A 26387-nucleotide genomic window follows, 5' to 3' on the forward strand; every position below is an offset into this window, starting at 1 on the left:
GCGATGTATTGATAAAAGGATATTTGCTATCCTGATGGATATATAAAAAAATGAGGTCAGTTAACAGCTCATCCAAAAATATGAGCGATAATGCATCCTAAAAATGGACTATCTGCATATTATAATGGATAATACTGCTAATAAATAAGCGGTGCTGGATTTTGCGATTCATAATAAAGATGCTTAGGTAATATTTTATATTTTACAAAACAGGTAAACGGATATACTTTAAAAGTATTATCCATCAAATGTTAAGTTTTATCCATTTTAATTGAATACATGCTTTGATAGCTTTACCATTTGCCAATTACCAACCAATAATCCTGCATAAATCCAGGCCTTATTGCTTTCAAATACATGAAACTATATACCTTGCTGGTTTTTGTTTTTCTGTTTGCATTTATTACGCTAAGTGCGTATGCCCAGGTAGGCGATCCTATTTTTACTATTGATTTTGGATCGGGCAACAGTACAATTGGCCCTAAAATCAACAACAGCGATTATACTACCACCTATAGTTATTTTGCAGGCACCCCGGCCGACGGTACTTATACGATAGCAAACTCGACCCAGGGTATGTACACCGGCGCCTGGCTGGTAACCGGCGACCATACCGGTAATCCCGGAGGTTACATGATGGTAGCCGGTGCCAACGAGTTTCCCGGCGATTTCTTTAACCAACGGATCAGGGATCTTTGCCCCAACACTACATATCGCTTTAGCGCTTATTTATTAAACCTAATGCAATTTGATGGTATTAAACCCGACATTACCTTTTCGGTGGCCACCAATGATGGCGTTAAAACTTATAATACCGGCCCCATACCGAACGGACTGGGCTGGCAACAATACAGTATTACGTTTACAACACCTGCCACAGGCGGCGATATTATCCTGAAAATGACCAACAATGCCGGTGGCGGCTATGGCAATGATATCGCGCTGGATGATATCACCTTTAGCCCCTATGGCCCTACACTAACTCCGGCGTTTGATGCCCAAAACATCATGCTTACAGCTTGCGAAGGCGGCAATAAAACTTTTAGCTTAAATGCCACGCTCTCAAGCGGTTTCAATTACACCAACCCTGCCTACCAATGGCAAATTAATAACGGCAGCAGTTGGGAAGCCGTACCTGGGGCCAGCACCTTATCATACCAGGCTACCCAACCTGTAGCAGCCGGCACTTACCAGTACAGGCTTACCAGCGCCGAAGCTATCAACATCAATTCCAGCCAGTGCCGGGTAGTATCGCAGCCAATTACGCTTACAGTTAAACAGCCGCCACGGGCTATAGCCACCGCTTCGACACCCGTTTGCTACAACGATAACCTGATGCTTTTTGCCTCCGAAGGCAGTAGTTACAGTTGGACAGGGCCCGGCGGCTTTACATCCGGCCAGCAAAACCCGGTTGTAATGGCGGCAGACGTAAAGGCGGGTTATTATAAGGTTACTGTTACCACCGGCGATTGTTCATCAACTGATAGTGTTAATGTTGTACCAAACCCTAAAATAAACGCGTATGCAGGTGCCGGGGTAGCTGTTTGCCAGGGCAACGGTATTGCTTTGCAGGCAACGGGCGGCACAAAATACCAATGGACGCCGGCAACCGGACTATCTGACGCCACTATAGCCAATCCGTTTGCGCACCCGGATACGACCACCAAATACACCGTAACGGTAACCAGCAACGGCTGCACAGCAACTGATAGCGTTATTGTTACAGTGATAAAAGACCCGGTGGCCGATGCCGGCCCTGATAAACACATTACCCTGGGGCAAACAACACAACTAAATGGCAAAGCAACCGGCGATAATGTAACGTATTACTGGACGCCTGCCGATTACCTGGACAACCCCTATTTACTTAGCCCCATAGCATCCCCCATCGGCGATATCACGTATACATTGCATGTAACATCCGGTGCGCCCTGTGGTGTTGAGAAAACCGACCAGGTTTTTATAAGCGTTTACAAAAAGGTAATTATACCAAACTGTTTTAGCCCCAATAACGACGGCAATAATGATACCTGGAAAATTGAAGCGCTGGATACTTACCCGGCATCGACAACACAGGTTTTTGGGCGTTACGGCAACCTGGTTTTTGAGTGCAAAGGCTATTCAAAAGCCTGGGATGGCAGCAGCAAAGGCAACAAACTACCCACCGGTACTTACTATTACCGCATCGATTTAAAAAACGGGACGGTATTATCGGGTTGGTTGCTTATTGTATTGTAACCCAATACCTAAGCTTCTGTAAATGCCCCAAACAGATACCGTTAATCATGTTTTCAGCAAAGTTTTTTGGGTAAACCAATTTTTTTGAGCGATAATTGTATTACCATCATCCGATTGTGTATAGTATTAAAAATATTTCAGGCAAAATGCCAATATCGTAGTCGGTTTGTTGATTATAGAGCTGATGAAAAAGTAACAAGTGGTAATTGCACCTTGTTTTTTACTTTTTATAACTTATCCGTGCCAATATTTTTTTAAACTGCAAATGGGTATTGTCTTCGGCCGGCTCATCATCAGTATCCCACCAATCAAAAAGCAATTTCAACGAATTATGGGCAATCGGATTTTGTTTAAGCAAGCTGTCTAATTCATCTAACTCCTCCCCGGTAGCCTCATTTGCCATTTTTTTGGTAACAAGCATCCAAATATGATCTTCCATATAATTCGGGGCTATTGGTTATTTTTCGGTGCGGATAGCATGTTTTGTATAAATACCTATATAAACGTTGTATTATATATTAAATTATTTAATAATACATAAGCGTTATGTTATGTGACGCATGCTTTTGGCAAAAGGTTGCACCATAACCTGTAATTGCCAAAAAAATATTTGCGTACGGGCGTTCGGTTTTTTGTGGGGCGTTCGGGTGTTCGGGTGTTCGGGGGAATAATACAAATAACTGATTATAAGATATTTAAGTGCTATAATGTTTTTTTTTAATTTCACAAACAATTGGCAATCAAATCCTTATATATTAACCAGGTATCCATCATACACCCGGAGACACCTTGTTTTTCAATCCRCCCGCCTGTAACAAAACCTGCCACTTTTCTATCTTAGTAAAAACATACCACTATGATCATCGTAAAAACCGACTCTTTTAGCACCCCAGACCGGCTGGCGCGTTTCATTAACGAAAACGATATCAAACGCGAGGACATCCTTACCATCACCGATGGCCCACGCGGCTTAACCATATTTTTCTACGGCGATTCGGAAGTTGAAGAGATTACGCATGGCTTATTCTCATAGTTGCAATTTTTGTGCAGGTAAATTCAGTTTTTGAATAATTATGGCTTAATTTTCGTTAACTTTTTACACAAATATTCAATTTTTAACTACATGAAAATTGCCACCTATAATGTTAATGGCGTAAACGGTCGCCTGCCGGTGCTGCTGCGCTGGCTTGCCGAAACCGCGCCCGATGTAGTTTGCCTGCAGGAGTTAAAAGCTCCGCAGGATAAATTCCCGCTGGAGGCCATTACCAACGCTGGCTACAACGCCATATGGCATGGGCAAAAAAGCTGGAACGGCGTAGCCATCCTGGCCCGTAATAACTACGAGATTAAAGAACTGCGCAAAGGCCTGCCCGGCGACCCCGACGACGAGCATAGCCGCTACATTGAAGCGTTTATAAATGGCATAGTCATCGGCTGCCTGTACCTGCCTAACGGCAACCCAGCTCCGGGCCCCAAACTGGATTATAAGCTGCGCTGGTTTGAACGCCTTACCAGCCACGCCTCGGGCCTGCTGGCGCATGGAATACCTACTATAATTACCGGCGACTATAACGTGATGCCCACCGAACTGGACGTTTACAAACCCGAACGCTGGTTGGACGATGCCCTCTTTCGCCCTGAAGTGCGCCTGGCCTTCAAAAACCTTGTGGACCAGGGCTGGACAGACGCCATCCGCAAACTATACCCAACCGAGGTGATCTATACCTTTTTTGATTATTTTCGCAACGCCTATGGCCGCAACGCCGGCCTACGGATTGACCATTTCCTGCTAAGCCCCCACGTAGCCGACCGCCTGCAGGCAGCCGGTGTTGACCGCAACGTGCGCGGCTGGGAAAAAACCAGCGACCATTGCCCGGTATGGATAGAAATTGAAGATAGTACCAAGTAGTGAGTATCAGGTAGCAAGAGAGCTGCGGGAGGGGCGCAGGGTTTAAACGGGTAAGTAGCTCGCTTTTTTTGCAAGGCTAATCTTCATCAACTATGTAATCAACAAAAGTGTCATTACTATTTTTTCCGGCAACACGCGTAGTTACCCGTAATGACGCCTGGGGTACTGCATATCTATCATTTCCCCGTCATAACAATTTTAGTATTGTAATTAAACCAAAAAGGTGATTAAATTTGTTTAATTAATCTAAATAGAATTTTCGATGAATATCAACGTATATACCGAATCAACGCCAAACCCGGCAACAATGAAGTTCATTGTGAACAAGTTGCTGATTAATGGCAGCGCCGATTTCGCTACTAAAGAAAGCGCCGATAAATCACCCTTCGCTAAGGAATTATATAAATTTTCGTTTGTAAATGGTGTTTTCTTCGCCAGCAACTTCGTTACCATCACTAAAACCGATGAAAGCGACTGGGCCGACGTTGAACCTATTATGAAAGAGTTTGTAAAGGGCGCGGTTGAATCGGAGTTGAAGATCCAATTAGAAGAGCAGTCTGAGGAAACAAACTTTGAAGGATCTGAAACAGAGGTTAAAATTCAGCAGATATTGCATGATTATGTTCGCCCGGCTGTTGAGCAGGATGGCGGCGCTATTTCCTACCGTTCATTTAATGAAGGTGTGGTAACTGTCGAGCTTCGCGGTTCATGCAGCGGTTGCCCCTCGTCTACTATAACGCTTAAAGCCGGCATCGAAAACCTGCTTAAACGCATGGTTCCCGAAGTTACTGAAGTGGTATCTGAAGCGCTATAATGCACCCGAATTGCGCTAATTGAATCGAATTTCACTAATCGTGGTGGATTTGACGAATTAGTATATAATAAAAAGCAAGGCCCATATCTGATAAAATTCAGATTTGGGCCTCTTTATTTCCACGTATCAGATTACTAATCAATCAAAACCCGATCATTCACCAAATTTTAATTCCTAAAAAAATAGTAAAATTCGATTCAATTCGTGAAATTGGTGTGTATGAAATCAGCGTTACTTGAAATATTTTTGGATCGCAGTCAGCATCTCCCCTGTTATCTTACTGTTTGTAGCAAGTAATTCTCTTGTTTCCAACACTTCACTTCCACCTTTAAAGTTTACTATATCGCCACCTGCCTGTTTTACAATTACAATTCCGGCGGCTACATCCCAGGCGTTCAGGTTGTATTCGTAAAAAGCATCAAAGCGACCGCAGGCGGTGTAAACCAGGTCGACAGCTGCCGAACCAATGCGGCGCAGGCCGTGGCTGCTTTTCATCAATTCGGTAAATAGTTCGATATATTGGGCCTGCTTGCTAAAATCATAATAAGGGAAACCTGTAGCGATAAGACTTGTACTTACCGTAGTGTTTTTGCTTACCTGGATTTCTCGGCCATTCAGATAAGCCGGCGCATCTTTCCAAGCGTAAAAACATTCGTCCTGGTTTATCTCGTACACAACTCCGGCCACCAGTTCATCATATTCCTTTAGTGCTATACTTACCGAATAAGCAGGCACGCCATGAATAAAATTGGTGGTGCCATCCAGCGGGTCGATAATCCAGTTATATCGGTCGCCCACTATGGTAGTAGTTTTTTCTTCGGTGATGAAACCAGATTCGGGCAGTACTTTTTTTAAGCCTTCAACAATGATCCGTTCGGCAGTTTGGTCAACGTATGACACCATATCATTAAGGCCTTTGTATTCAATTTTATCGGGGTCGAACGCTTTGCGTTCCTGTCTGATAAATTCGCCTGCCTGTTTGGCTATTTCAATTACTTGTTGCGTTATGTTTTGCAGTTGCATGTTTACGTAATGATAAGCTGAATGAAAAAACCTTGTGAATAAAAAAGCTTGCAAAAAACAAGCTCAAAGCTGCACCTATACGCGCTACGGGAGCGTAGATACCAAAAACCTGGATCAATATTTTTATTAGCCCAAGGTTGGCGAAAAAACCAACACAGGCAACAGCTATAAAACGAAAAAACTGTTTATAACCAGATGATTTTGACTCGGTAAAAACAAGCGCGCGGGTAATGGCAAAATTGACAATTACCCCAAGCAAAAACGAGATGGCTAACGATAAAGTAGAATTACGGAAAGTGTATGAACCGATAAGGTAAGTATGCCTGGCTAACAGGTTATGATAAAAAAGATAAAAAGCAGAGATATCCACAACAAAACCGGCACCAGCCGAAAGCACAAACCTGAATACCTGGTTATTTAACAGCTTATGAGCCTGTTTTTTATTAGCCATGCTGTAACGTAGCTGTTTTTTTATTTTTTAAACCATTTGTAATTAACACAGCACCACCAATAACCATAATCAACGAGATCATTTCGGCTTGGGTAAAGCGAATACCAGCCACCTGATATTTTGTATTTACACGGATCAGTTCGATAAAAAACCGTTCAACACCGGCTAATATCATATAAATACCAAACAGAACGCCTGAATTTTTTATCCGTTTGCGGATACTCCACAGGAACGCAAACAGTAACAGGCAAATGATGCATTCATATAACGATGTTGGGTATACAGGGTATTGCAGTTCGTGACAAAATTTACCTATGCAATTTGCCAGGGGAACACCCTCGTCATTAACATTGTGCGGGAATTTAAAAGACCATACCCAATCAGGCGCCCAGCTCAGCCAGCCCGGTTTCGGCGCAAGGTTTACCACCCCCCAATCGCCATCGCCCGACATTTGGCAGCCAACACGGCCTAATGCATAAGCCAGCATCATACCCGGGCCACCAATATCCAGCATATCTAAAGGCTTAACGCCATTTTTATTGGCAATATATAACACGGCCGCGCCACCGCAAATAAGGCCACCATAAAAAGTAAGGCCGCTAAAACCTATTAGCATGCCAACCGGGTCTTTCATAAAATCGCCCCAGTTTTCAAGGGCATTAAATAACTTGGCGCCTGCAAAGCCAAATATGGCAGCCCACAACAAAATGCTGCCCATCATTTCGTACGGGTGTACGGTTACTTCCCTGTTTTCGGGTTTGGCTAATTTTTGCTTTTCGCTTTCGTAATACGCCCAGTAAGCAAAAGCTGCGGCACCTATAATACCACCTATCCAATTGCCTCTTAATGACAGCAGGAAACCCTGTGTATCATCTAAAAGTGCATGGTAATTTAATGCCGAGTCGATTAATTTATAACCTAAAATGAAACCAAATACAGCATTACCGGCCAATTCGGCTGCCGAAGCAGGTTGCCCAACCAGTACCGTTCTTTTTGATGAATGAAGAATCCCCAGCTTCTCTTTCCGTTTAAATTCCTGAACAAAGGCCCAGTATGCTGCCATAAAAGCTATAGCTACAAAAAAACCAAATGTTTGTATAGGCAACGGGAAATTAAAACCGAAAAGATATTGCAGAAGCGATGTTATGGTTGGAAACATAGGTTGTAATTTGAAGCGAAGATAGCGTTTTAATGAACTAATATTTCTTCACCTTCTGTTATTTCGACATCACCATCCGGTGAAATATTTGTTAAGCAAACCTTTTTCAATTCGTTTACCAATATAGGATCGTATTTGGCTTTTACCTTTACATAGTTGCGGGTAAAGCCATGCATAAAACCGTCTTTAATATCACCCTCAAATAAAACCTCATCGGTTTTGCCTAACTGGGTTTCGTAAAAAGCCCGGCGTTTCTTTTCAGACAATATATGCAGCATTTTACTTCTATCCGCCCGGGCTGAACCAGGTACTACGCCTTTCATTTCGGCGGCCAGGGTATTTTCCCTTTCGGAGTAAGTAAATACGTGCAGGTATGAAACGTTCAGATCGTTTAAAAAATTATAGGTATCAATAAAATCCTCACGTGTTTCGCCGGGGAAACCTACAATAACATCAACCCCAATACAGCAATCGGGCATCAGTTCTTTTATTTTGGCTACGCGGTTTACATACAAATCGCGTTTATAGCGACGGCGCATCAGGCCGAGTATCTTGTCGGAACCAGACTGAAGCGGGATGTGAAAATGGGGAACAAACCGTCTTGAAGTAGCCACAAAAGCGATGATCTCGTCGGTAAGCAGGTTTGGTTCGATAGAGGAAATGCGGATCCTGTCTATCCCTTCTACCTCGTCGAGGGCTTTAACCAGGTCAAAAAACTTATCCTCCCGTTGCCCGTTGCGGATCCCGAAATCGCCCAGGTTAACACCTGTAAGTACTATTTCTTTTACGCCCGAAGCACTTATCTGTTTAGCCTGTTCAATTACGTTGGCAATGGTGTCGCTCCTGCTGGCACCGCGGGCCAGGGGGATGGTGCAAAAGGTACAGGAATAGTCGCAGCCATCCTGAACTTTCAGGAACGTACGGGTACGGTCGCCAAATGAATATGCCGGCACAAACTGGTTGGCCTCGCTCACAGGTTGGTTGTAAACAACTGCTTTGGGCTTTTTGGTAAGGTCGGTAATATGATCAATGATCTGGAATTTTTCGGCAGCGCCAAGTACCATGTCAACGCCGGGAATTTCGGCAATTTCCTGTGGCTTTAACTGGGCATAGCAACCTACAATGGTTACGTAAGCATTCGGGGAAATCTTGAGCGCTTCTTTAACTATCTTTTTACACTTCTTGTCGGCGTTTTCGGTTACCGAGCAAGTATTGATCACAAAAACGTCGGGCGTGTTTGAAAACTCAACCGTATCGTAACCGGCCTGGGTAAACATCCGGCCTATTGACGAGGTTTCCGAGTAATTAAGCTTACAGCCAAGAGTGTAAAAAGCGACTTTCTTATTCATTGCAAGGGCGCAAAGATAAGCAATTAGTGAATTACTGAGTTATTGAATTAGTGATTTTACTTTGGGGTTAATTATTTATAGCTAACTCTCCCGATAGTAAGCACAATTAAAAGCAGCTTACGCCAATACTTTGCTCTTTTGCCTGGCGTATTCTTCTTCGCTTATTATACCTTTTTCTTTAAGCATATGAAGTTCGTGTAATTGTTCGGATAAACTCCGTTGCGTTGCAGCACTACTATAATCGGGGGTATTTAGAACATGTTTTGCACCGCGGCTACGTTTAACCAATGCGTTACAGGCATCAACCTGACTGCCCAGGGTAAACAAATCGATAATCCAACCGATGCCAGCCAGGCCAAGTGTGAAAAAATAAAGTATACCAACGCCTGTTTTATTGAGATAAAACTTGTGCACGCCCAGTACACCTAAAAAAAAACATAAAATGTATGCAGTCGACTTAGATTTCATTATTCGGGCGAACCGGAGTTTACTTTTGGCATAACTAAGGTAAACATTTTCCTAATGTGTACAAAACATCCAACATAATTCAGGTCAGACACGCACCCGCTATGGGTATCGACATCAATATTAAATTATTAATATCATTAAACAACAACCGATAAACCTTAAGCAATAATTATATCCCTTTCCACTCATAACTTTCATTCTCCAATCCCATCAGGTCAATAACCCGGTTAACTACCGTCATAGCCAGTTCTTCTATAGTTTGCGGTTTGCTGTAGTACGATGGTATGGCCGGGCAAATAATGCCCCCCGCCTCGGTAACAGTTGCCATATTACGGATGTGGATAAGGCTCAACGGCGTATCGCGGGCAACAAGGATGAGTTTGCGGCGCTCTTTCAAAACCACATCGGCGGCGCGGCTTATCAAATCGTCTGATATCCCGCCAGCTATCCGGCCGAGCGTACCCATAGAACATGGCACAATTACCATGGTATCAAACTTTGCCGACCCGGAGGCAAATGGCGCCATGAAATCGTTTTTGGCGTAAAATTTAAAGTCTTGCTTGCTGTAATCATCGTTTCCCAACTCAAAACGCCATACGTCTTTGGCGTTATCCGACATCACAACGGCAACTTCGGCTATTTGATCTTTCAGCTGGTTTAACTTTTTTAACAAAAGGTGGGCATAAATAGCGCCGCTGGCGCCTGTGATGGCAACTACTATCTTCTTCTTCATTACTTCTCTCCAACAATCCAAAAAAACGGGCACAAAAAAGGGTCGAATACAAGTACCCGACCCTACATCTACCTATGAAAAACATGCCCTTGAGAGGGCACTACAAATGTACTAACTGTTTTTATATTATAAAGCAAATTTGTAAAAATATTTTTACGTTATTTTTTTGTTAAGTTTTTTTGTTAAGACAAATTCAGATCTATCAGCGTTTGGATAATACCATCAACCATACCCACACGGGGCACATATATTTGTTTTATCCCCGCATTTTTCATAACTGTCAAATAAATCTCGCAGGCCGGGATTATAACATCTGCCCTATCCTGGTTTAAGCCAAGCACATTAATACGATCTTTAAGCGAAAAAGAATTAAGGTAAGTATACAACGATTTTAGCTTGGTAAAAGCCATAGGTACCTCATCGCCTTCTTCGGCCAAACGGTGCAACTTGTTGATATTGCCACCCGTACCTATACCTAACAACTGCTTATAGCCCCGCGTATGTTCGCGAATAAACTCCTTCATTTCATCCCAGGTTTCTTCGGTATCCTGGTTATCCAGAATGCGGATAGTGCCTATATTGAACGATTTGGAGGCCATTAACTCTCCTGCCGAAAACAACGAAAGTTCGGTACTGCCGCCGCCAACATCAATGTATAAATAACTTTTGCTTTTATCAATGGTTTGCTCGGCATGGCTGGCGTAAATCACCTTTGCTTCTTTGGAGCCATGGATAATCTCAAGGTCGATATTGGCTTGTTCCTTAATCAGTTTAACAACATCCTCGCCGTTGGTAGCTTCGCGCATGGCCGATGTGGCATAGGCCAGGTAATGGGTTACCTTATAAACATCCATCAGGTTGCGGAAAGCGCTCATTGATTTTACCAGGTCGGCAGCTTTTTTATCAGAAATGTTATGTTGGATAAAAGCATCGTCGCCCAGGCGCAGCGGCACCCGGATCAATGTATTTTTTTTGAATGAAAAGGAACCATGATTTTCAATAATATCGGCAATCAGCAGTCTTACTGCATTTGAACCAATATCTATAGCTGCGTATCTCAACTTTGTTTGTTTTTAGTTTTCAGGTAATTGTATATTTCTATTTGAGCCCTGTGCGATTCGGCCGCGTTGGTTTTGTGGTATTTATTACTATTTGCACTGTTTATTTCGCGTGCCTTGGTATTATCCTGCAATTGAATATTGATCATATCTTTAACTTCCTTTTTTAGCCGTTCGTCTAAAATCGGGAAGCCAACCTCAACCCGGGTATCAATATTACGGCTCATAAAATCGGCCGAAGTAAGATAGATCAGCTCGTCCCCTCCATTACAGTAAATGTGCACGCGTGCATGCTCCAGGTACTTATCCACGATACTTATTACCTCAATATTTTCGCTAAAACCTTTCACTCCCGGCACAAGGCAACACATACCCCTGATGATCATTTTTATTTTAACACCCGCGTTACTTGCCTGGTAAAGTTTACTGATAAGCCCTTCATCGGCAAGGCTGTTCATCTTCAGGATCATGTAGGTCTTTTTACCTGCCTTAGCGTTTTTTATCTCGTTATCTATCAGTTTATAAATAGCCGGCCTGGAATCAATTGGCGATACAATCAATGTTTTTAGTCCCTTGGGTAAGGTATTCCTTTTGAGCGCTTTAAACACTATATCCAAATCGTCGGTTATTTTTTTGTTTGCGGTAAACAAAGTATGATCGGCATATATCCTGGCGGTTTTTTCGTTAAAGTTGCCGGTTGATAAACAGGCATAGTGCACAATCTTTTGTTTTTCCAGGCGGCTAACCAGGCATATCTTCGAGTGTACTTTGTAGCCTGCTATACCGTACAACACATTCACACCCTCTTCTTCCAGCCTGTTGCTCCAAAATATATTGTTCTGTTCATCAAACCTTGCCCGCAATTCAACCAAACAGTTCACCTTTTTACCATTTTTGGCTGCATTTACCAACGCGTGTACAATTCTTGAATTTTCGGCAAGGCGGTAAACCGCTATGCTGATCTCTTTAACCTTTGGATCGATAGCAGCTTCGCGCAAAAAGTGGATGATGTAGTCATATGATTGATATGGTGTGCTTACCATATAGTCCTTTTTTGCAATAAGGCCCAGCAAGCTTTTACCAAACGACAAATCTTCTACCGGTAAAGCCGCGTATTTAACAAACTCCAGATCGGGGCTGCCCACGTTGGGAAACGAAATAAAATTCTTGAAGTTATGATACCTGTTACCGGGGATAAGGCTTTCGCCATGCAGCCCCATTTTGGTTACCAGGTATTTTAACATATCCATAGGCATCTCGGTATCATAAAGTAAGCGCATTGGGGTACCTTTTTTGCGCTTTTGAAGGCTTTTTGATAATGCATCTATAAACTTGCCGCTCACTTCTTTATCCAGGTCAAGTTCGGCGTCGCGGGTGAGCTGCAGGGAATATGCTTCGATGCTGTCGTGCTCAAAAATGAAAAATATATCTTCCAGGCTGTACCTGATAATATCATCCAGCAGGATAATAAACTTCAGGTTGTTGGTTTCGGGCAGTACAACAAATCTTGATAGCGTATCCGGGAACTCAATAAGCGCGTAACGTGTTTTTTTATTTTTAGTAAGCTTTACAAAAAAGTAAATCGCCCGATCTCTTAATTCTGGCAGCGGCAGGCTGTCATCAAGCATGATAGGCACCAAAGTGGCCAGCAGTTTTTCCCTGAAATAATTTTTAACGAAGGCACCCCGGCTTACGTTAAGCTGTTTGTCATTCAGGATAAATATCTTTTCTTCGGCAAGCTGTTTAACAATGATATTTTCATACAGGTTATTAAACTTACGCTCCTGCTTTACAACAAGGTTCTTGATTTGGTTAAGGAGCTTTTTAGGGTTATAGCCTAATATTTCTTTCGATTTTTCGTTTAAAGCGGCAAGCCGTGTCATGGTAGCCACCCGCACCCTGTAAAACTCATCAAGGTTTGATGAAAATATAGCCAAAAAGCGTACGCGCTCAATTAAAGGCACAGTTGGATCGGCAGCTTCCTGCAAAACCCTGTCGTTAAAATATAACCAGCTTATTTCCCTGTTAATTAATGGTGGTTGTTTATCCATAAAATTTGTGCCCCTTAGGCCACGTGTACAAAACTGCTTATTTATTTGTTAATTTAATATTAACTCATCTACATAAAACCTGTTTTTAATGATTATTATTTAGTGTGCCATGTAAACAAATTGATAATGGCGCTGTGTAAATGTTTACAATACATTAGTTTTGTAAACATTATAAACTCTTTTACTTATGCCAACATTTGATATAGTAAGCAAAATAGATGGGCAAACGCTTGATAACGCCATCAATACAGCTAAAAAAGAAATACTTAACCGTTACGATTTTAACGATTCAAAAAGCACTATCGACCTGGATAAAAAAACCAATGAAATAACCATCGTAACCGAAAACGAGATGCGCCTTAAAGCCATCCAGGATTCCATCATCGGCCGCATGGTGAAACAACACCTGGATTCGAGCGCGCTTGATTTTGGTAAAGAGCAATACGCATCGGGCAACATGATCCGCAAAGAGATAAAGGTTAAAGAAGGTATCGACAAAGAAACATCCAAAAAGCTGGTTAAAAAGATAAAAGACAGCGGCCTTAAGGTGCAAGCCTCTATTATGGACGACCAGGTACGTGTACAAGGCAAAAAAATTGACGACCTGCAAGCGGTGATCAGCCTATGCCGTACCGAAAACTTTGGCCAGCCGCTGCAGTTTATTAATATGAGGGATTAAGGTGGAAAATCCACAGCTGTAGATTAGAAATCAGTCGTTCGGAAGCCAAATTGATGTCACGTACTATTGATATAGTTAAACGAATGCTATAAACTACCGTCATTGCGAGGCACGAAGCAATCCCGAACTATGTGGGACTTAGCATGTAGGGGATTGCTTCGTGCAATGACGGTTATTGGATATTGGGAATCAAACACTTGCGAACACGTCCTTATAAGGAGGAACAACGTAACAATCGCGACCGTTGCAGGCCAGAATTACACAGTTCGCGATTGCTTCGTACCTCGCAATGACATGGCTTTAAAGCGCAAATAATGCGCCTTTCTTGTTTAAAACAGCCGGGCAATTACCCTGCTGCTTCCATTTCTTTAACCTCATTTGGGCGACCGTTTTTGAAGGCTTTGCGTGGTGTAAGGCCAAGCAGTTCAAACATAGCCATATCGGTATCAAATGACGGGTTTGGTGTGGTCAAAAGCTTTTCGCCTGCAAAAATAGAGCTGGCACCTGCCATAAAACAAAAGGCTTGCTCAACAGTACTCATTTCGGTACGACCGGCAGATAAGCGCACTACCGAACGCGGCATAATAATACGGGCGGTAGCAATCATCCTTACCATATCCCAGATAGGTACGCGGGGCTGATCGGCCAGTGGTGTACCAGCGATGGGCACCAAAGCATTGATAGGTACCGATTCGGGATGTTTGGGTAGGTTTGACAATGTTTTCAGCATCGAGATCCTGTCGTCAACAGTTTCGCCCAAACCAACTATGCCACCGCTACAAACTGTAATTTTTGCTTTACGTACGTTTTTAATGGTATTTAACCTGTCGTCATAAGTGCGCGTGGTGATAATGCGCTTATAATCCTCTTCAGATGTATCCAGATTATGGTTATAAGCATACAGGCCTGCATCTGCCAATCGTTGCGCCTGGCTCTCGGTAAGCATGCCCAGTGTGCAACATACTTCCATATCAAGGCTATTAACAGCCTTTACCATATCAATCACTTTATCAAAATCGCGGTTATCGCGCACTTCGCGCCAGGCCGCACCCATGCATAAACGCGATGCGCCACCCGCTTTTGCTTTTTCGGCAGCAGCTATAACTTCATCTTTGGGCATCATGGCATGTACATCTACACCGGTATTGTACCGGGCAGCCTGCGGGCAGTAAGCGCAATCTTCAGAACAGCCGCCGGTTTTGATAGAAATCAGCGAGCTGATCTGTACTTCGGCGTAATCTTTATTTTCGCGGTGCACGGTTGCCGCGCGGTAAACAAGGTCGAGTAATGGGGTATGGTATATTTCAGCTATTTCTTCTTTTGTCCAGTCGTATCTTACTTCAGTCATATCTCAAATTTTGATGGTTCAAATTTATAATAATATCGCATAAAACGCCAGTTACGCTTAATGCTTCAACAAAAGCTTGGTAGCCAGGTATAAGGGCAATAAAAATCCGGCGCAATCGGTAAAGGTGGTAATAATGATAGACGATGCCACCGCCGGATCAATCCCTACCCTTTTTAATACCAGTGGTATAGATGCACCGGTAATACCCGCGATGATGAGGTTACCTGTCATGGCTAAAAACAAAACCAGGCCAAGCATAGGGTTGGCATCATAAAACAGAGCAATGCAAAAAACAACCAGTCCGTTGGCTGCACCGTTAAGCATGCCTACTAAAAATTCTTTTAAAACCGTATTATAGGCCTGGCTATCGGTAAGGTTACTTAACGATATACGCCTGACGGTTACCGCAAGGGCCTGCGTGGCTGCATTACCGCCCATACCGGCTATAATGGTCATGTAAGCGGCTATGCCTTTCACTTGAGATACCGTATCGTCAAAATGCCTAATCACCGATGCGGCCAGGTAAGCAGTGGCCAGGTTAATAACCAGCCAGGGCAAACGACTTTTTACGGCATCTTTCCAGTTACCGCTCAATTCTTCGTCTTCAGATACACCCGAAATCTTTAATATATCTTCGGTATTTTCCTGCTCCATTACGTCGATGATATCATCAACGGTAACCCGGCCAAGCAATTTCATATGGTCATCCACAACCGGGATGGTTGTTAAATTGTATTGGGATATCAGGCGGGCAACCTCTTCCTGGTCAAGCTCGGCCCTTACATATACGGGATCGCGTTTTACCAGGTCGCTCACTTTGGCATCCGCATGGGCTTTTATAACATCTTTTATCGATAGGATGCCCTGTAAAGTATCGGCATCGTCAACCACGTAAATGGTGTAAAACTCCTCCATCTCTTCCGATTGGCGAATAATCTCGTCCAGTGCCTCTTTTTTATCCAGCCGGATATTTACTTTGATGAGTTCGGAGTTCATCAAACCGCCGGCAGTATCTTCGGCATAGTTCAAAAGCGCGCGGATGCTGCTGGCATCATCGGCATCAATATCTTCTAATATCTCCTGCTGCTCATCTTCATCAAGCTGGGATATAATGTCGGTTGCATCGTCATAATCCAGTTCTTCAACTATCTCGCTTCTTTTTTCAGGATGGAGGTTCAGGAGCAGCTCACCGGGGCTGTGCTCCTCATCCATTTCGGATAAAACTTCGGATGCAACGTCAGTGGGCAGGATATTGATGATTCTTTCCTTATCCTCCTGCTCAAGCTGTTCAAACAATAAAGCAATCTCAGAGGCGTGATATTCCTTCAGAACTTTCTCTAATTCAGCATCATCGGCATCAAGTGCCGTTTTAATGCGGAGGAGATCGGTTTTATCTAAGTCAAAAGATTGCATATGCGACGAAAATAAGCATTTACGCCGCAATTACTACATTAAAATGAGGTTAAATAGGGATTAAGCCTCACCAGCAGCTTGACCGCCTGTTGATAACCAAATAGCCTCAGGAATCACCGTATTTAACCTCGATTACAAACTATAATCATACTTCGCCTTTAACCCGGCTACGTTTCCTAATTTACCCAGAACCTGCTCCACCTGCATTTTGCGGATAGACAGCTGCATGCTACAATCGTTATCAAACTGCTGTTCAAGCACCGGCAGATTTTCGTCTTTAATAATCCGCATCACGTCATTCATCTGCAGGTAATCAAACTTAATGGTGTAAATATCGTTCACCGTTTTTTGGATGATGACGGCCAGCTTCAGGGCTTCTTCTGTAGCTACCTTGTAGGCGTTAATTAACCCTGGTACCCCAAGCAGCGTGCCACCAAAATAGCGCACCACAACCACCAGGATATTGGTAACATCTTTTGACAGCAGGATATTTAGTATTGGCCGGCCGGCGGTGCCCGATGGTTCTCCGTCGTCGTTCACCCGGTAAACAGATCTATCAGTACCCAGGCGCATGGCCCAGCAATGGTGATTGGCTTTAGGGTGTTCGGCTTTTAATTTGGCTACGATAACTTTAATATCATTATCGGAGCTGATAGGATAAGCAAACCCCAGGAACTTGCTGCCCCTGTCACGGAATATACTTTCCGTTGGGTTTTCGATGGTTTGATAGGTATCGTCAAAAAGCATTTGTTTGGAACTAAAAGCTGAAGGCTTAAAGCAGAAAGCGTTAAAAAGCCATTCATGGGTACAATATTAAATTACAAGTGCAGGAAGCCTAATGTTTGCGGAAAATAAATAACAACAATTGCCAGCACGGCAACCAACAGCCCTATTTTGTTGAGGGTGCTTAATTTCTCCTTAAATATAATCATCCCGATGAGTGCGCCTACGACAATAACGCCGATATTCATTGACGAAAATACCGATGAGGGATTGCTTGCCAGGGCTTTGTGCGCCTTCAGATAAAAAAGGATATTACCAAAATTAAACAAACCCAATACCCAACCAATGAGGATATGCGGCCAGGAGAAACGCATTTTTTTTGTGACTACCTGGTAAATAAGCCCGATAAACGAAAGCGCAAACGCCAGTATAAAAATGATAAAAATGGCCGTTGTAAAAGGCACATTATTAACCTTGGTAATTTGCTTTAACAATACATCGATAACGCCAAAGCCCAGGAAAACGATAAGCAGGTAAACCCATGAACCTTTTTCTGCTTCTTTACTGCTACTAACCCTCCCTGTTGATTTTTGCCATGGGATTGAACATAAAATAGCTATAAATGCCAGTATGATACCAATTGTTTTGACCGGGGTTGATGCCTCGCCAAAAAGCAAAAATGCAGCTATAATCGGGATAAACAGGGATAAACGTTGTGCTACATCTGTACGTACGATACCGGCCTTACGCACCGAGGTTGCCATAATGATAAACAAGGCCGGGAATAAAACCCCGAGCGCGATATAGTTATAAACGGGCGACTGGCTTAAGTTGGCAAGCGACGGCCTGTAAAAAAACCAGGTAAGCAGGATAGCCATCGAATAATTCCAGGTGACAGCCTGGTAAACATCAATATGGTATCGCCTGGCCAGCTTGAGCATAACCGACACAATAACACTACAACAGATACTTAAAAAAACAAATAGCATAATTGGTGGTGCGTAGTAGAGCCAAGAATCCAGAGTCAAGAATTAAGACTTTTTTGCTTCAGGCGAAAGCATCAGCTGCAAATTACAAGCTTATTTTTTCGCTGTCCCATATTTCTCCTATCTTGATTCTTGACTCTTAATTCTTGATTCTATTTTTAATTCTTATTGGTTGTATAACGTTTGCAAACGGTCGTCTTCAATAAATGATTCGGCGGCAAGTATACCTGTTATTTGTGGTGATTTTATCCCTTTTGATAAAACAGTTTTGCCGGTAAAAATGCGGGCCTCATCCCAAAGGCCGGCATCAATAAACACTTGCAGGGTATGTGCCCCCCCTTCGATGATCACCGATTGAATGTCCTGCAAATATAATTGGTACAAAATGTATTGTGGCACATAGCGGTCAAAATCCTCCAATGCAATATACTTATTTTTTCCGTCGGCGTTAAATTCTATTTCATTAAAAACCAGTGTCTCAACAGATTGATCAAATACGTTGGCCTCTTTATTAAGTTCCAGCCTCCTGTCTATCACCACCCGTTTTGGCGATCTTCCCTCCCAATGCCGTACGTTCAATTGCGGGTTATCAATGGCAACGGTATTTTTCCCTACCAAAATGGCATCTTCCTCGCTGCGCCATTTATGTACCAACTTGCGTGATTGGGTGCCCGTTATCCAAAGCTGGCTACCATCAGCAGGCGCAAAAAAATCATCGTTGGTTTGCGCCCATTTTAATATAATGTATGGCCGGTGCTTTTGTACTTTGGTAAAAAACCTGCGGTTAAGCCACTGGCATTCCTTTTCCAGCACACCTGTTATTACCTCAATACCGGCAGCTTTAAGTTTTTCAATTCCTTTACCGTCAACCTGGGCAAAAGGGTCGCGGGTGCCAACAACTACCAGGGGAATTTGATGTTCAATAATCAAATCGGCACAAGGCGGTGTTTTACCATAATGCGCGCAAGGCTCCAATGAAACGTATATGGTTGATTGCTTTAACAGTTCAGCGGCGTTATCAAATTTAGCGGTTACCTGCGCAATAGCATTTACTTCGGCATGGGCCTGGCCGTATTTCTGGTGATAACCCTCGCCTATTATTTTGCCTTCATGAACAACTACCGCGCCTACCATAGGGTTCGGGCTTACGTACCCGGCACCAAGCTGGGCAAGTTCAAGGCAGCGCTGCATAAAAATTTCATGTTGAACCATGCTGCAAAAGTAGCTTTTATGTTACTTTGTTGCATGATTACCATAAGGGATGTTTTTGAAGATTACAAACAGCTGAACAAAGTATATGATGCTAACGAGGTAGAGTCACTTACTTTATTAACCATCAGCCAGGTAACTAACCGGTCAAAAGCATCTATTAAAGCATTTCCGGAACGGGAGCTAAACGATGAACAAGCCCAAAAACTAAAGAGCATTGTTGCCGAACTGAAAACGGGCAAACCCATTCAATATATTTTAGGAGTTACCGAGTTTTATGGGCTGCCGTTTAAAGTAAATCCCAATGTGCTTATCCCCCGCCCCGAGACAGAAGAACTGGTAGAATGGGTTTTATCGGTTGCGGGTTACGGGTTACGGGTTGCGGGCGCTAGGTTGCAAGTTAGCAGTGGGCAGTTTGGAGGGAGTATATTGGATATTGGTACGGGGAGCGGGTGTATCGCCATCAGCCTGAAAAAGAATTTACCACTGGCCCAGGTGTCGGCAATTGATATATCCGAAGGTGCGTTGCACACCGCAAAAGAAAATGCTGACTTAAATGATGTTCATGTGCAATTTATCCAGGCCGATATTTTAGATGCAGCAACCACTCACTACTCACCACTCACTACTCACCGCTCAACACCACTCACTACTCACCATATCATCGTCAGTAACCCGCCCTATGTAACGCTGGACGACAAACGACAAATGCACACCAACGTAACCGATTTTGAGCCGCATACCGCATTGTTTGTTCCCGAGGATGATCCGCTGTTGTTTTACAGGGCTATTGCCGATTTTGCTTCGGGTAATTTAACGCCGGGCGGCTATTTATTTTTTGAGATTAATGAGAGTTTGGGCAACGAAACTGTTGAATTATTACGCGACAAACATTTTACCGATATTGAGTTGCGACAAGACATGAGCGGCCGCGACAGGATGATTAGTTGCAGATGGAATGTTACTTATCCTTAACTACCGTGCTCTGGTAGTTGTAGTAATTAAAATAAAAGAACAGGTAAGCCACACCCACGTTAAGCGGTATCAATATCCAAAGCAGGTGAAACATAATTATCCAAAACAACACTATAAATAAGGCCAGTATCCATTGAATATATTTATCCATATTTAAGCCAAACCAGTAAAGCAGGCAATGAAAAAGCATGGCAATACTTAACCCTGCCAGTAATAACTCCACAGCCATTAAAGGGCTAAACCTGCCAAACAACCAAACACTTTCGGGTATCAGCAAAAAAAAATAAACACCTGCAAAATTCAGGAACAGCCTGAACCTGCTATAAGGCAGGTTGCGCGAGAAACTTAAGCGTGTTTCTTCAAACCTGCGCGCCTCAAATATCAAAACCACATGCGCTGTTATTACGGCCAGGATGGCTATACCAGCCAGCCGTGAATCATTCTTCACATCGGCAAATAAATAAAAAACACCTGTTATAATTAACCACGACAGTGCTTTGGTAACAAAGTACTGCACTTTAAGCTTATCAAAAACATGATAGATGTACAGGCTAAAGTATGGCTTGCGCCATTTGCTGCTTAGCTTTAACAGAAATGATTGGCTGCTGCCGTCAACCAGCCGGTTTAATATTCGTGTATAAATTAGTGCGCTGCACCAAACCATGGCCGCTAAAAACAAAACCACCACGGCAGGCAGCAGATAGTAATGATGTACCACACCTACGCAAACAGCCATTACAGCGTAAATAATAACCGGGCTTAAAATGATTGCTTGTGTGCAGCCCCAGCTTTTTAATTGATGGTTGCGGCTTAGCGCGTTGCTGCTGTAAAACAAAAACTGTTTTTCGGGTGCAAGTAATTGTACAGAAACATAGTGCCAGCTTTTAAAAACGTATAATAACCAGCCGCCAATAACCACCAGGAGCATTACAGGACTGCTACACATGGCTAACATTAACGATTCATGATAGCTGATGAGCATATTGCCGGGCACACAGCCAACCAATATAAAAAATGCAAAAAACAATATAGGCGCGTGCACCTGGTAAAAACCAAAAGCAAATACTTTTACCAATACATTGGTTAACGGCTGCTTCATTACGCTATGAACTTTAAGGTTTGCGCTTCAACCAGCAACTCGCCAGCTTTGGGCAGTTCATCTAGCTCAAGCGTTTGATGCGATGAAAGCAGGAAGCTGGTACCTTGCTGAAGATGCCGTTCGGCAATCCAGCTGTTTAAAATTTTTAATGATGCAGTATCAATGGTGATAAGCGGCTCATCTAACAGGATCAGTTTAGGATTGCCCAGGAACGCCAACACCAGCGACAATTTTTTGAGCATCCCGCTGGAGTAAGTTCCTACGGGCTGGCCAACGTAGCCTTGCATCTGCATGGTATCAATGTAATGTTGCTCCTGCCCTGCCGGCGCATCCTTGGCCTGCGCAAAAAGGGCAATCATCTCCTTACCGGTCAAAAACTCGGGGAAAACAGGTTCAGCTTCTGCAAAGTTTACCAGTTTTCGGTAACCCACAGGTTGTTTTTTTATGCTGATAGTATTATCCAACAAAATATCACCATCAAAAGATAAAATACCGGCAATGGATTTTAGCAGCGTACTTTTACCCGATCCGTTAACTCCTTTTATCCAGTAAACTCCCGGGTTTATGGAAAGTTCGTCTATTTTAAGGGCGGGGAAACCACCGTAGAGTTTTTTAAATTTTATGAATTGCAGCATTGTTGGTTGGATGGTAAAAAAGGCGCCATTGTTACACCGTGAATAAAAAACATGTTACACAAAAAAGACGCATGTGATGCGTCTCTACGGAAAAAATCGGAACATAAACATCCGGATTGCGAAATCTAAATCGCCCCTTCAATCAATGTACCGTAAAATTCGCCCAGATCCATACCTGCGGCCCTTACCTGTTGCGGGATAAGGCTGGCTGCCGACTGGCCGGGTGTTGTATTTATTTCGATAAAATAAAAGTCGTTAGTTCCTTCCAGCAAAATAAAGTCGACCCTTACCATGCCTTTGCAATTAAGGCGGATATAAACTTCGGTTACAATATCGGCTATCAGTTCAACCTGCGCGGCCGGCAAATCGGCGGGTGTTACCTCTTTGGTTACGCCCGATGTGTATTTGGCTTCGTAATCAAAAAAGTCTTTGGTGGTCAATATCTCTGTTGCGGGCAGCACGGTAATTTTACCATTCAACCGGGCTATGCCTATGCTAAACTCCCGGCCTTTAATAAATTCCTCTACCAATATCTGCTCATCTTCGTGGAAAGCCTTTTTTAAAGCATCGGGCAAGCCGGCAACATTATAAACCTTGCTCATGCCTACGCTGCTGCCACCGTTATTGGGTTTTATGAACAACGGAAATTTAAGCGTGGCAGCTATAATAGCAACATCGTGCATATCCTTTTCAAACAGGCGCAGGGAATGCGCGGTATGCAGGCCATGTATCCCATTCACTATGGTTTTAGTGTAAGCCTTGTTCATAGTAATAGCCGATGTAGTGGCATCACAGGTGTTATAGGGTATGCCCAGCATATCCAGGTAACCTTGTATTTTGCCGTCTTCGCCGGGAGTACCGTGTATTGTAATAAAAGCAAAATCGAATTTGATTTTTTTGCCGTCCAGGGTAATGCTGAAATCGTTTTTATCAACATCAACCACACCGTGGCCGGCCTCATGAATCCACCTGTCGCGGTTTACATAAATGGTATAAACTTTATATTTTGAGGCATCAAGGCTGGCGGCAATATTTTTGGCGCTGTTTACAGATACTTCATACTCACCGGTAAAGCCACCGGCCAAAAGGGCTATGTTTTTCATTTGATTTCGGATATCGGATGTTCGATTTCGGATTTAATTTTTATTTTTAATTTACCTTTTAAGGTGCGTTTGTTTTCGATTTCGAAATTAGGATAATAGTATTGAATATACTAAAGCGGAAAAGACAAATATGAAATCAAACAATCATAATTCCGAAATCGAAAATCCGAAATCCGAAATAATTGCTATGTTTGATACTTATTTGACTGTAATTATCCCTACGCATACCAATGAGCAAATTTGGTCTTTATTTAAAAACAAAATCATTTCGTTATAACCTTTTAGGCGCAATTGTTACTATAGTTGTAGTTGTTTTAATTGCCTTTTACAGCCTGGGATATTACACCAACCATGGTTCCGGGATACCTGTACCAAAACTGAAAGGCGAGAAAATTGATCGCGCTATGTCATTATTAAAAGAGCAGGGCTTTGGCTATAAAATAGATTCGGTTTATGTTGAGGATGTTGAGCCGGGAACCATTGTAGAGCAGGACCCCGATGCCGGAACCAATGTAAAAGAAGGCCGTGTGATTTATTTAACCATGGTTACATTGCAGGCCCCGCCTGTAGCCCTGCCCGACCTGGAACAGGCCAGTTACCGCGAAGCAACGGCTACCCTATCCAATTATGGTTTAAAAATTGGCGATACCACATACCGCTCGGATATTGCCCGCGATCGCATCCTGGAAGTACGCTTTGGTGGCGTAGTAATTAAAACAGGCTACAAACTACCTAAAGGATCAAAAGTAGACCTGGTTTTAGGCGATGGCGCAGGAGCAAGCGAGGTAGCCATTCCCGAACTGATTAACCTTGATTTGGATGCGGCACGCTTTGCTATTAAAGGCGCAGGATTAACAATGGGCACAATAACTTACCAGGGTTCTATAACCGACTCGACCAATGTGGTTGTAACTGCGCAATACCCCATGAGAACCGACTCGTTGAGTAAAACCAGCATTGGTACACGCATGAACATTACTGTTTCACAAGGTGCAAAAACAAATGCAGCCCCAACAAATTAATGCAGCCGAATTACTTGCCCGGATAAACCAGGGCGAGCAGCTCCATTTGATAGATGTACGCGAGCCTATTGAATATCTCACCTATAACATCGGTGGGGTTAATATTCCGCTGGGCACTCTTGCGGGCAAGCTAAATAACCTGGGTTACAACAAAACCGATGAATTAATCGTTATCTGCAAGGTTGGCTTACGCAGCGAAACCGCTCAAACACTATTACTGCAAAACGGTTTTCACAACGTTAAAAACTTAACGGGCGGATTGATTGCCATTCAAAAAATCAGACACTAATTGGAACTAATTAAAGCGAATTGCACGAATTGAATTAATGGAAAAAATACAGATCTAACGGGTTATAATCTGCCTCATAAAAATCAAATAAATTATCACCTTAATTTTCTAATTCATTTAACTTGACAACATTAGTGAAATTAGTGTGATAAAAACTAAATAATTACCATTTACAGCTAATTTATCATGACTGAGAAAAAGTCAAAATCAGGACCATTAAAAAAATTTATTATCGCATTTGTAATTGTGATCATTATCATACTGGCAGGCGTTGGTGTAAACTATTACTATAAATATTTTGGCCCCAATGTAACTGCGAAACAGGAGTATTTATACATACATACCGGCGCAACCTATGCCGACGTAATTAAAACCGTACAGAATGAAGGCATGGTTAAAGATACCGTTACCTTTAACTGGGCCGCTGTTAACATGAACTACACACACCGGGTTAAACCGGGAAGGTATCACCTGCGCGAAGGCATGAGCAACCGTAAGCTCATTAATATGCTGGCCTCTGGTACGCAGGAGCCTGTACAACTGGAGTTTCATGGTTTACGGCAGAAGGAACAATTTGCCGGTTTTGTATCCAAGAAAATCGAGCCCGATTCGGCATCAATCATCAACTTGCTTGATTCATCGGCATATGTGGCCAAGTATGGTTTTACTACCGATAACGTGTATACCATGTTTATGCCCAACTCCTACCAAATGTACTGGAACACATCGCCCGATAAATTCTTTAAAAAGATGTATGCCAACTACGAAAAATTCTGGACACCGGAGCGTAAGCAGAAGGCCACTGCCCTTAACCTGTCGCAACAGGAAGTATCTGTGTTAGCATCAATAGTTGATGCCGAAGCATTGCATGACGATGAAATGCCGGTCATTGCAGGTTTATACCTTAACCGTCTTAAAAAAGGCATGAAACTGGAAGCAGATCCTACCGTAATTTTTGCTTTAAATGATTTTACCATCAAGCGGGTATTAAACAGGTACCTGTCATACAATTCGCCTTATAACACTTACCTGCATACGGGTTTGCCCCCCGGCCCTATCATGATGCCATCGGTAAATGCAGTAAACGCTGTGCTCGATCATCAAAACAACGATTACATATACATGTGCGCCAAAGCCGATTTTTCGGGCTATCATGCCTTTGCAAACAACGTTGCTGACCATTTAGTAAATGCCCATGCTTTTCAAAAAGCGCTTAACGAACGCAACATCAAAAGGTAATGTTTGAGCATACCACCAAAATACGGGTGCGGTACGGCGAAACCGACCAAATGGGTTATATGTACTACGGCAACTACGCCGAATTTTATGAAGTTGGCCGTGTAGAAATGCTGCGCAGCCTTGGCTTAACTTATAGCGGCATGGAGCAGTCGGGCATTATGATGCCTGTACTGGAGCTTAAATGCAAGTACCTGAAGCCTGCTTTGTACGATGAGGAGATAAGCGTAAAAGTAATTATGGATAAAATGCCCGGCATCCGCATTCATTTCCGGTATGACCTAAGTAATGAAAAAGGCGAACTGATCAATACCGGCGAAACGTTACTGGTTTTCATCAATATGAAAACAAATCGCCCCTGCCTGCCACCGCAGGATTTTATAGATAAATTATTGCCTTTTTTTGAGTAAATTTGGT

The 26387-nt window shown here is 43.0% G+C and carries 27 protein-coding genes; 10 read left to right on the forward strand and 17 right to left on the reverse strand.

Annotated elements, in window-relative coordinates:
* Window positions 1-357: 357 nt before the first annotated feature.
* Entirely contained in the window at window positions 358-2238 is a 1881-nt protein-coding gene (locus tag AC1DV1_RS09265) for a gliding motility-associated C-terminal domain-containing protein (RefSeq protein ID WP_477357907.1), read from the forward strand.
* A 220-nt stretch (window positions 2239-2458) separates the two neighbouring features.
* Here the strand turns inward: AC1DV1_RS09265 and AC1DV1_RS09270 are convergent, their stop codons facing one another.
* Window positions 2459-2677, reverse strand: a complete 219-nt coding sequence (locus AC1DV1_RS09270) for a hypothetical protein (protein WP_477357909.1) — start codon at window positions 2675-2677, stop codon at window positions 2459-2461.
* A gap of 417 nt (window positions 2678-3094) precedes the next feature.
* Between AC1DV1_RS09270 and AC1DV1_RS09275 the strand changes: the two genes are divergently transcribed.
* The 3 genes from AC1DV1_RS09275 (at window position 3095) to AC1DV1_RS09285 (ending at window position 4961) form a co-directional block, all read left to right on the forward strand.
* Window positions 3095-3271: a hypothetical protein gene (locus AC1DV1_RS09275; protein ID WP_477357912.1), complete on the forward strand. Its 177-nt coding sequence runs from the start codon at window positions 3095-3097 to the stop codon at window positions 3269-3271.
* Between the two features lie 90 nt (window positions 3272-3361).
* Window positions 3362-4147, forward strand: coding sequence for an exodeoxyribonuclease III (gene xth / locus AC1DV1_RS09280; protein ID WP_477357915.1), 786 nt, complete (start codon window positions 3362-3364; stop codon window positions 4145-4147).
* A 262-nt stretch (window positions 4148-4409) separates the two neighbouring features.
* Window positions 4410-4961: a NifU family protein gene (locus tag AC1DV1_RS09285; protein WP_147051710.1), complete on the forward strand. Its 552-nt coding sequence runs from the start codon at window positions 4410-4412 to the stop codon at window positions 4959-4961.
* 231 nt (window positions 4962-5192) lie between these two features.
* Here the strand turns inward: AC1DV1_RS09285 and AC1DV1_RS09290 are convergent, their stop codons facing one another.
* The 8 genes from AC1DV1_RS09290 to ppk1 all read right to left on the reverse strand — a co-directional run bounded on the left by AC1DV1_RS09290 (window position 5193) and on the right by ppk1 (window position 13253).
* Complete coding sequence (locus tag AC1DV1_RS09290; protein ID WP_477357918.1) at window positions 5193-5984, reverse strand: inositol monophosphatase family protein; 792 nt, start codon at window positions 5982-5984, stop codon at window positions 5193-5195.
* The gene (locus tag AC1DV1_RS09295) at window positions 5950-6435 is read right to left on the reverse strand and encodes a GtrA family protein (protein WP_477357921.1); all 486 of its coding nucleotides are present in this window, start codon (window positions 6433-6435) and stop codon (window positions 5950-5952) included. Before AC1DV1_RS09295 ends, AC1DV1_RS09290 begins: the two co-directional genes overlap by 35 nt.
* Window positions 6428-7594 (reverse strand): prolipoprotein diacylglyceryl transferase, encoded by a 1167-nt coding sequence (locus AC1DV1_RS09300; protein ID WP_477357924.1) that lies wholly within the window; start codon window positions 7592-7594, stop codon window positions 6428-6430. Before AC1DV1_RS09300 ends, AC1DV1_RS09295 begins: the two co-directional genes overlap by 8 nt.
* 29 nt (window positions 7595-7623) lie before the next feature.
* Complete coding sequence (gene mtaB / locus AC1DV1_RS09305) at window positions 7624-8943, reverse strand: tRNA (N(6)-L-threonylcarbamoyladenosine(37)-C(2))-methylthiotransferase MtaB (RefSeq protein ID WP_477357927.1); 1320 nt, start codon at window positions 8941-8943, stop codon at window positions 7624-7626.
* Between the two features lie 117 nt (window positions 8944-9060).
* Window positions 9061-9411 carry an NINE protein gene (locus tag AC1DV1_RS09310; protein WP_477357930.1) on the reverse strand — a complete coding sequence of 117 codons (351 nt, stop codon included), beginning with the start codon at window positions 9409-9411 and terminating at the stop codon, window positions 9061-9063.
* Window positions 9412-9580: 169 nt separating this feature from the next.
* Entirely contained in the window at window positions 9581-10144 is a 564-nt protein-coding gene (locus AC1DV1_RS09315; protein ID WP_477357933.1) for a UbiX family flavin prenyltransferase, read from the reverse strand.
* Window positions 10145-10326: 182 nt separating this feature from the next.
* A complete protein-coding gene (locus AC1DV1_RS09320) occupies window positions 10327-11205 on the reverse strand; it encodes a Ppx/GppA phosphatase family protein (RefSeq protein ID WP_477357936.1) in 879 nt (292 codons plus the stop codon).
* Window positions 11202-13253, reverse strand: a complete 2052-nt coding sequence (gene ppk1, locus AC1DV1_RS09325; RefSeq protein ID WP_477357939.1) for a polyphosphate kinase 1 — start codon at window positions 13251-13253, stop codon at window positions 11202-11204. The genes AC1DV1_RS09320 and ppk1 overlap by 4 nt, the downstream gene beginning before the upstream one ends.
* A gap of 187 nt (window positions 13254-13440) precedes the next feature.
* Between ppk1 and AC1DV1_RS09330 the strand changes: the two genes are divergently transcribed.
* The gene (locus tag AC1DV1_RS09330; protein ID WP_439697824.1) at window positions 13441-13932 is read left to right on the forward strand and encodes a YajQ family cyclic di-GMP-binding protein; all 492 of its coding nucleotides are present in this window, start codon (window positions 13441-13443) and stop codon (window positions 13930-13932) included.
* Between the two features lie 346 nt (window positions 13933-14278).
* On the opposite strand, the gene bioB is transcribed toward AC1DV1_RS09330, so the two are convergent.
* From bioB to ribD, 5 genes are all read right to left on the reverse strand, one after another.
* Window positions 14279-15280 carry a biotin synthase BioB gene (bioB, locus tag AC1DV1_RS09335; RefSeq protein WP_477357942.1) on the reverse strand — a complete coding sequence of 334 codons (1002 nt, stop codon included), beginning with the start codon at window positions 15278-15280 and terminating at the stop codon, window positions 14279-14281.
* 57 nt (window positions 15281-15337) lie between these two features.
* The gene (gene mgtE / locus AC1DV1_RS09340) at window positions 15338-16693 is read right to left on the reverse strand and encodes a magnesium transporter (RefSeq protein ID WP_477357945.1); all 1356 of its coding nucleotides are present in this window, start codon (window positions 16691-16693) and stop codon (window positions 15338-15340) included.
* A gap of 132 nt (window positions 16694-16825) precedes the next feature.
* Complete coding sequence (locus AC1DV1_RS09345) at window positions 16826-17440, reverse strand: IMPACT family protein (RefSeq protein ID WP_477357949.1); 615 nt, start codon at window positions 17438-17440, stop codon at window positions 16826-16828.
* 71 nt (window positions 17441-17511) lie between these two features.
* Window positions 17512-18405: an EamA/RhaT family transporter gene (locus tag AC1DV1_RS09350; protein WP_477357952.1), complete on the reverse strand. Its 894-nt coding sequence runs from the start codon at window positions 18403-18405 to the stop codon at window positions 17512-17514.
* A 162-nt stretch (window positions 18406-18567) separates the two neighbouring features.
* Complete coding sequence (gene ribD / locus AC1DV1_RS09355) at window positions 18568-19614, reverse strand: bifunctional diaminohydroxyphosphoribosylaminopyrimidine deaminase/5-amino-6-(5-phosphoribosylamino)uracil reductase RibD (protein WP_477357955.1); 1047 nt, start codon at window positions 19612-19614, stop codon at window positions 18568-18570.
* 33 nt (window positions 19615-19647) lie between these two features.
* On the opposite strand from ribD, the gene prmC reads away from it, so the two are divergent.
* Window positions 19648-20586, forward strand: coding sequence for a peptide chain release factor N(5)-glutamine methyltransferase (gene prmC, locus AC1DV1_RS09360; RefSeq protein WP_477357958.1), 939 nt, complete (start codon window positions 19648-19650; stop codon window positions 20584-20586).
* On the opposite strand, the gene AC1DV1_RS09365 is transcribed toward prmC, so the two are convergent.
* From AC1DV1_RS09365 to AC1DV1_RS09375, 3 genes are all read right to left on the reverse strand, one after another.
* Window positions 20573-21685 carry a hypothetical protein gene (locus AC1DV1_RS09365; protein WP_477357961.1) on the reverse strand — a complete coding sequence of 371 codons (1113 nt, stop codon included), beginning with the start codon at window positions 21683-21685 and terminating at the stop codon, window positions 20573-20575. The genes prmC and AC1DV1_RS09365 overlap by 14 nt on opposite strands.
* Window positions 21685-22320, reverse strand: a complete 636-nt coding sequence (locus tag AC1DV1_RS09370) for an ABC transporter ATP-binding protein (protein WP_477357964.1) — start codon at window positions 22318-22320, stop codon at window positions 21685-21687. The genes AC1DV1_RS09365 and AC1DV1_RS09370 overlap by 1 nt, the downstream gene beginning before the upstream one ends.
* A 125-nt stretch (window positions 22321-22445) precedes the next feature.
* Window positions 22446-23423, reverse strand: a complete 978-nt coding sequence (locus AC1DV1_RS09375) for a D-alanine--D-alanine ligase (protein WP_477357967.1) — start codon at window positions 23421-23423, stop codon at window positions 22446-22448.
* A gap of 230 nt (window positions 23424-23653) precedes the next feature.
* Between AC1DV1_RS09375 and AC1DV1_RS09380 the strand changes: the two genes are divergently transcribed.
* The 4 genes from AC1DV1_RS09380 to AC1DV1_RS09395 all read left to right on the forward strand — a co-directional run bounded on the left by AC1DV1_RS09380 (window position 23654) and on the right by AC1DV1_RS09395 (window position 26380).
* Window positions 23654-24445 carry a PASTA domain-containing protein gene (locus AC1DV1_RS09380; protein WP_477357970.1) on the forward strand — a complete coding sequence of 264 codons (792 nt, stop codon included), beginning with the start codon at window positions 23654-23656 and terminating at the stop codon, window positions 24443-24445.
* On the forward strand, window positions 24426-24734 hold the full coding sequence (locus tag AC1DV1_RS09385) for a rhodanese-like domain-containing protein (protein WP_477357972.1): 309 nt from the start codon (window positions 24426-24428) through the stop codon (window positions 24732-24734). The genes AC1DV1_RS09380 and AC1DV1_RS09385 overlap by 20 nt, the downstream gene beginning before the upstream one ends.
* A gap of 186 nt (window positions 24735-24920) precedes the next feature.
* Window positions 24921-25973, forward strand: coding sequence for an endolytic transglycosylase MltG (mltG, locus tag AC1DV1_RS09390; RefSeq protein ID WP_477357975.1), 1053 nt, complete (start codon window positions 24921-24923; stop codon window positions 25971-25973).
* Window positions 25973-26380 carry an acyl-CoA thioesterase gene (locus tag AC1DV1_RS09395; protein WP_439697830.1) on the forward strand — a complete coding sequence of 136 codons (408 nt, stop codon included), beginning with the start codon at window positions 25973-25975 and terminating at the stop codon, window positions 26378-26380. Before mltG ends, AC1DV1_RS09395 begins: the two co-directional genes overlap by 1 nt.
* Window positions 26381-26387: the final 7 nt, after the last annotated feature.

The organism is Mucilaginibacter sp. P4_D1 (assembly GCF_056401935.1).